Annotated in this window: 8 protein-coding genes; 7 read left to right on the forward strand and 1 reads right to left on the reverse strand. The window is 36.1% G+C overall.

The genetic code is table 11. The annotated features are described in order from the left end of the window. From K322_RS19435 to K322_RS0113290, 7 genes are all read left to right on the forward strand, one after another. Window positions 1-260: hypothetical protein (locus K322_RS19435; protein WP_035332114.1), on the forward strand; the 260-nt coding region annotated here is incomplete at its 5' end. 1 nt (window position 261) lies between these two features. After that, entirely contained in the window at window positions 262-2,733 is a 2,472-nt protein-coding gene (locus K322_RS0113265) for a DUF5040 domain-containing protein (protein ID WP_026627317.1), read from the forward strand. Continuing rightward, window positions 2,733-3,074: a hypothetical protein gene (locus K322_RS0113270; RefSeq protein ID WP_026627318.1), complete on the forward strand. Its 342-nt coding sequence runs from the start codon at window positions 2,733-2,735 to the stop codon at window positions 3,072-3,074. Before K322_RS0113265 ends, K322_RS0113270 begins: the two co-directional genes overlap by 1 nt. Further along, window positions 3,075-3,497, forward strand: coding sequence for a phage holin family protein (locus K322_RS0113275; protein WP_026627319.1), 423 nt, complete (start codon window positions 3,075-3,077; stop codon window positions 3,495-3,497). Beyond that, on the forward strand, window positions 3,490-4,008 hold the full coding sequence (locus K322_RS0113280) for a glycoside hydrolase family 108 protein (protein ID WP_026627320.1): 519 nt from the start codon (window positions 3,490-3,492) through the stop codon (window positions 4,006-4,008). Before K322_RS0113275 ends, K322_RS0113280 begins: the two co-directional genes overlap by 8 nt. Beyond that, the gene (locus K322_RS0113285; protein ID WP_035332116.1) at window positions 4,005-4,922 is read left to right on the forward strand and encodes a DNA-methyltransferase; all 918 of its coding nucleotides are present in this window, start codon (window positions 4,005-4,007) and stop codon (window positions 4,920-4,922) included. Before K322_RS0113280 ends, K322_RS0113285 begins: the two co-directional genes overlap by 4 nt. Beyond that, window positions 4,919-5,365 (forward strand): hypothetical protein, encoded by a 447-nt coding sequence (locus K322_RS0113290; RefSeq protein WP_026627322.1) that lies wholly within the window; start codon window positions 4,919-4,921, stop codon window positions 5,363-5,365. The genes K322_RS0113285 and K322_RS0113290 overlap by 4 nt, the downstream gene beginning before the upstream one ends. A gap of 517 nt (window positions 5,366-5,882) precedes the next feature. Here K322_RS0113290 and K322_RS19440 read toward each other — a convergent pair. Continuing rightward, entirely contained in the window at window positions 5,883-7,016 is a 1,134-nt protein-coding gene (locus tag K322_RS19440; protein ID WP_051290801.1) for a site-specific integrase, read from the reverse strand. Window positions 7,017-7,197 lie beyond the last annotated feature (181 nt).

A 7,197-nucleotide genomic window follows, 5' to 3' on the forward strand; every position in this document is an offset into this window, starting at 1 on the left:
TATGGGCTGCTGAAAAGCTTAATCTGATATTCTCGCTGTCTGATATCTGGGTAGATGAAGAAAGTTATGTGAGGAGTGAGGGATCTACTCCGCAAGTGACAAAGATACAATATATGTACCCTCTTTATGTGTACAAAATAGAGGTTGAACAATCCGATTTTTATAATGAAATAGTAGGTATTCCCAGATTGAAAATATTGGGTGCGGAATCTCTCGCAGTCCTATTGACGGAAAATAGTAATGGTTTAATAATTAATTAAGATGGCTGATATAGTAAATAGTTCAGAGATAGAAGTGATTAAAGGATCTGAGTTGCCTGAGGTAACTAGCCCTGATGGCATGACTTTTTTAGGTTATGATGAAAATAGTAGTCCTATAGAAACTAAAAGAATCTCTTTTTCCAATATGACTCCATTATTTGGAGTAACCAGCGATGAAGGCTCTTCATCAACTCTTGCCGGCAGTCAGGATCTGGTTAGTAAGAAAACCTCCCGAACTGAACTAATCAATATTTCACAGCTCAATGCTAAATACGATTATGAAGATTCAACATCAGCCCGTAATGCAGTACCGTCTACACTCAGAGGTATCGGACAACGAGTTACCTATAAGCTTGCGAGCGGTAAATGGGTGACGGATCTTTTTATAGGGGCAAGTACAAGCAGCTGGGGGGTATCTACCTCATGGCTTGATACAACAGTCGGAGAATACAGAAACCTCTTTTCCCGCTGGCAGGAATTTACAGGTAGTTGGTTTGAACGCATGCTTTGTGTCAATACAGTCAAAATATATACAAACAATATATCTGAAAAGTATTATATCTCTATTGTCAGAGGAACTGCATCCGGAACTGAGCCTGTTTTTCGGATCAGGAGATCAGGAGATACTGATAATATTAAATGTTCTGTATTAAGTACAGAGTTAACGAATGGGGTATTTAAGGGCATTAAGGCTTTTGATGAATCTTCATATGCTTATCTCGATTTGGATTTCAATAAGATAAGGAGTACTCTTGACTGGACTTCTGCAGCAATAGACAGTGAGTCTGAAATGGTATTGACTATTTCTACAGCTGCCTATTTAAACAATTCTATTAACTATACGGATATAGCTTCCATACATGAAAGCTATCTTGCTTCCAGTATTGTTTCTTCGGACGAAATAAAGATCAGCCAATGTATTCAGAATCTGGAGATACATGATCCTACAGGTAGTAACACTTTTCGCATGCAACAACAGGGATTCTCTACTTCTTCCAATAAAGTATTGTTTTATTGGCTCAGAGAAAACGATTCGGCACAGTTCTATCAGGAATTTGCTATAGCTAAGCCGGATAGCGGAGTACTGCATTATGATTATTTCTTCAATGGAGTCCGTTTCGTCTTTGACTTCAATTGGACTTTGTATAATTCCTTATTCACGAACAGATATGGATCAGTAGGGGCAAACAGATTATTTGCAAAATCTAAAGATGCCAGATACAGCAATTTCAATGATATGTCCATATCCAGAGGTATGTTATCTGCAAGTGTCCGTACAGAAGCAAATGTAAATCTGATGCTTTGTATCTCCAACTTGAAATTGCAGTCTTATACAAGTAATCACATAGGCAGATTTCAATTAAGGCAGTTCGGATACAGTACGACAAGCGGATATCCTATATTCTATGTACAGGAGATAAGTTCAGGTGTAATCTATGAGTTTTCTGTGCCGGAAGAAACAGTCCTGCCTACAGGGCAGCGGCATTACGAGTTGGACAACAACGTTCTTCATCTTTCTTTTGATTTTGACTGGGATGTATATGCTAAATATTTCACCAACAGATATGGCTTTACGGGTATATACGTAATGAGTACTCTTTATACACCTGTATATAATCTGGGTAAAGCTGTCAGCGTCAAATCAGGCAATAAGATAATGCTCACCGGAGCGTCTTTTGCATCAAGTGAAAACGGATGGTTTGAACTGTTCTGTTTGAAAAATAATCTGGAAGCCGTAAATCAGTCGGTAGGTGGATCGGGTATTGATATCAACGTTGCACAACGGATGCTCGATGCCGATGAGACAAAGCCGCACGGTAGTCTATTTATGGTAAATGGCGTAGACATATTCAAGGATGTAAAGGTTTTTGCGTTATTCCATTCTCATAACTATGATGTGTTTATCAGTGAATCTAAATATAAATCAAATACCATAGATCACTATAAAACAAACGGGTTTGCAAATAGAGGAGAAGTATTTGATTACATTATCAAGCAGTACAGGCAATGGTGCGCTGAATATACTATAGAGCTAAATATTAACGGACAGGCAGATGTAACAGGGGGTAAAGAGTGTAACATTGTCTTATGTTCCCACTGGCATAAATCCAGATCGCTATACAATAACAGTTCAAGAAAGATAGCTGACCGGTACGGAATAACCTACTGCGCATTTGATGATAACATTGGATTCAACAACGATACTTTCGTTACGGCCACTCTGAATACCGATTCAAATACTACACCTGTATCAGGACTGTATCATCAGTCTATATTACATTCTCAGTTTGTAGATATAAGTATTGTAGGAAAGACGGAGATCATAGACGGAGTTATGTACGGATGGCATCCCCAACGAAGATCAAATACAGTTGATTTTGGAAACGGACAAGAATCTGACGGGTATTACTATCCGAATATTCAATATATGCTATGTGGCATATTCGGTAAATATGTAAAAGTAATAGGATAATGAAAGTAATCTATAACAAATGCCTTCCTCTCAAAGGCTATGTAGCAATTAACCTTTTCGGGATCATCTTTGCCCGTAAAGAGTTTAAACCATTATCAAAGGTAACAGAGAATCACGAACGGATCCATACGGCCCAAATGAAAGAGCTTTTGTTTGTATTCTTTTATCTATGGTATGGTATCGAGTGGATAGTAAGGTTATTTCAGTACCGAGATAGTAAAGAAGCTTATCTCAATATATCGTTCGAAAGGGAGGCATATAGAAAGCAAAAAGATCTGAGTTATCTCAAGTATCGTAAAAAATATGAATTCAGAAAGTATTTATCTATAAGTAAAAAGTAAATGGAAAACGTAACAACCGATCAGTTTTTAACCGGCTTGCTCGAGTTCTTTATCTGGGCCAAGTGGCTAATGTTAACAGCTTTTGTTTTGACAATGGCAGATTTAAAGTTTGGAGTAGAAAAAGCCAAGTACCTGAAAGAAGAAGTACGAAAATCAAGAGCTATTCGCCGGACACTTCAAAAGATATGCGATTATATCATGTGGATCATTCTTGCATACACATTGGATAAAGCTTTTATCTCTTTCGAAATAGATCTTCTGCCTTTTATCATACTCATTGTCATATATGGAATTGAGCTAGAGAGTATATTCAAAAATTACTTTACAGCCAGAGGAAAGAATATTAAAGTCAATTTCTTGAAGTTCTTTGGTAAGAAAACGGATTTGATCGATGTAGAAGAAAAGGAGGATAATAATGGCTGATGTAAATAAAATAGTACCCTTTATCCTAAAGTGGGAAGGTGGTTTTGTTAATGATCCGGATGATCTGGGCGGTGCTACCAACAAGGGTGTAACAATCGGCACTTATGAAGCTTATTGCCGAAAGAAAGGTTATCCAAAGCCAACCATCGAAAGATTAAAGAATCTTACTCAGGAACAGTGGGAAGATATTCTTAAAACAATGTACTGGGATAAATGGAAAGCTGACGAGATAAAGAATCAATCAGTCGCTAACATCCTTGTCGATTGGGTATGGGCTTCGGGTGCATACGGCATCAAGTTACCTCAAAAGATACTGGGTGTTACTATTGATGGAATTGTAGGACCTAAAACCATTGAAGCTGTAAATAGCCGTGATACGAAAGAGTTATTCGAAGCAATCAAAGCTGAAAGGATCGCTTATATAGATCGGATTATACAAGCTCGTCCTGCAAATAAGAAATTCCGAAAAGGATGGCTGAATAGAATTAATGATTTAAAGTTTGAGGTATGATATTAGAACGCAACAAATCATATAAAGGAGATTGCATTGAATTAATGAAACTCCTGCCTGATGAATCAGTCGATGTTATCTGCACCGACCCCCCGTATCTGTATTTGAAGAACCAGAAACTTGACAGACCTTTTGATGAATCCGAATATTTCAAGCAGGTTAAACGAATACTTAAAAGAGACGGCTTTATTATCCTATTTGGTCGTGGTACTTCTTTCTATCGTTGGAATACTATTCTTGCAGATATGGGGTTTACTTTCAAGGAAGAAATTGTATGGGATAAGCAGTATGTGACATCGCCTGCTTTAAAACTAAGTAGAACTCACGAAACTGTATCTATTCACACCAGAGGAAACGGAACGATCAATAAAGTGAAAGTGCCTTATTTGGAAATGAAAGGACACGATATTGAATCTATTTGCGGTGATGTGAGGAGGCTAGCTTCTATACTGGGCAACCAAAAAGACTTGTTGTCTGTACAACAATATCTTATTGATGGCAACCCTTATCGGGATAATGTAATTCGTCAAAAGGAATCGGTTACTATTGCAGCTAATTCCACTAGAAAGGTAAATGTTAGCTGTATGGTAATGCAGATGTTCAAGGATGGACAAGTTGAAAAATCTATAATTAGATGTCCTTATGATAGGTACGTCAGGCATCATCCTACCCAAAAGCCTGTAAGACTTATCGAAAGGCTTCTAGCTTTGGTCTGTAAAGTTGAGCCCAATAAGCCCAAACCTTTAGTTTTAGATACGTTCAGAGGTTCGGCTTCTACTGATATAGCTTGTATAAATTTCGGAGTAGATTGTATCAGCTTCGAGATTGACGATGAGTATTTCGAAAAAGGAGAAGACCGGAAAGCGGAACATAGAAAAAATTTACAACCCGATTTATTTAAAGTAGCATTATGAAAAAGTCAGAACGTATTTACATATTCATTTGCCTGATCATCCTCTTTATTGGATTGGTAGGCTTGTTTTCGGGATGCAAGAGTAAAACTTTGTATGTGCCGGTTGAAAGTGTAAAGACCGAATATCGGGATCGGTTATTAAAAGATTCTATTCATATTCTTGATTCTGTTTTTATTTATTCAAGAAATGACACTGTTTTCTTAAATAAGTATCAAAAGATATATAAGGATAAATTAGTAAGAGATTCGATATTTATCAATGATACTATCCGAGTACCTTATCCCATTAAAGGTGATACAATCGAAGTAAACAAACTTAAATGGTATCAGGAAGCTTGCATCTGGTTTACATCGCTTGTATTAGTTGCACTGGCTTTATATCTCGGAATAAAATACAGAGGTAAGATATTTGCTTTCTTTACGAAGATGGTGTTTAAGATATAGAACTTTCGATAATCCTGATTGTTATATATAAACAATGTGGAATGGTAGGACACTCCACATTCAAACAATATAATTAGGCTGCGCTATCTACGGGCACCCAAAATCTAAAGAATTTTCCATTTTTAGGATAAATGGTTTTTCCGTTCTTCCGGATGTATCTACAGTAAATAAGCTTCATAGTTACACCATTTTCAACTTTATAATCGCACATTCAAAACACCTCCTTTCTCTCGGGGACACCCCCTTATAAGCTTTATGGTAGGACATAAAGCAAAACCCAGTATCCTACTACTGGGTTTATTTTTTCTTAGCAATAAGCCATAATGTAATTTTTATAGCTTGATTCCATACGTTGCTCCATTTAGTTTATTTGGTTTTTGTACGGTGCTTTGAATTTATTGCGTTATAAAGTTGAATGCAAAAGTAAATTTTAAAAATCAGATTAAAAACGTGTTTGAACTATTTATGTCTTAAATAAAGTTAATGAATCTTTGCTTTAGTCGTGAGATTGGACGGCTTATTCTTTTTCACCTAAAAGCACCGACATATCAGAGATTACTTTTTTACCGAGTAGACGAGCGTAATGTTGAGACTGTTTTATATTAGAGTGTCCTAATATTTTCGATACAGATTCAAGCGGTATTCCTTTATTTATAAGAAATGTTGCAAAAGTGTGACGAGCTGTGTGAGTAGTCACCTTTTTGGTTATTTTGACTTTTGGATGTACGATAAGCAACTTTAGATAATCGTTGTACTTCTGATTACTTATTTTTGGTAATTGGTAATTATACTTTTCTGCGATTTCTTTGGCTTCGGGCAGAAATAGCAGAATAAAAGATTCATCTGTTTTTATTCGAGAACTTCTTATTATTTCTTTGCCACCTAGTTCTTGTATATCTTGTTGTGAAAAAGATTGCATATCGGCATAAGCTAAGCCAGTATAGCATTGAAACAAAAACAAATCTCTCACCCTATCTAATTTATCATCCAAGTTTTTTACAGATTTCAACCTTTCAACTTCTGATTCAATCAAAAATACTGGATCTGTATTTTTTGCTTTAGGTGGAGTAAACCGATCATAAGGATTTGATTCTAAAAGACCTTTAGTTAACGCTATTTTTATGTACATTTTGAATAATGCGTGCATTTTATTGATCGTGACATTGCTTATTCCCGGTCTCATCCATTTATCGAATTCAGTTATATTAATCAAGGAAACATCTTTAAACGTCTTGATTCGATTGAATTCTTTTAATTTATTCAACAAAGTTCGATGAGCCTTTAGAGTATTATATTCCATCCCTCTTCCCTGCATTTCTTGTTCAATAAATGGAAATAGCAACCCCTTACTTGATTTATCTTTCCATCCTTTAACGTCTCTCAGAGTTTTACAATTTTCAGATAAAGCAAAAGAATGTATTTCGTTCTTTATAGAATGAGCCTGATCGGTTATAGCATCCGCTAATTCGTGATTTTTACAGGTGAAACCCATGCTAGACGAATACTGATTTTTATATAATTTGATTCCGGTTGATAGCAAAACGCAGTCTTTAGTACCTAATTCCCTTACCTCAATTTGCAATAACCCAGTTTTGGTTTTTGTTGCTTTATTTTCTTTATCGAATCTAAAACGAATAGCGATATTTTTCATTTTCGGACTTTTTTAAAAGGACATTATCCAAAAGTACGAAATAAGTCCGAAAAGCAATGTACTTCTGATGTATTTTGAATGTATCTATAATGCACCCAAAATGTGCTTGCAATGCAGTACACGAAAGATCTACAAACGAAAGAAGCCGCTATAAAAGCGACTTCTCATGTAGCACGACCGG

Source organism: Indolivaga capnocytophagoides DSM 22835, assembly GCF_000426485.1.
Lineage (GTDB): Bacteria > Bacteroidota > Bacteroidia > Bacteroidales > Dysgonomonadaceae > Dysgonomonas_A > Dysgonomonas_A capnocytophagoides.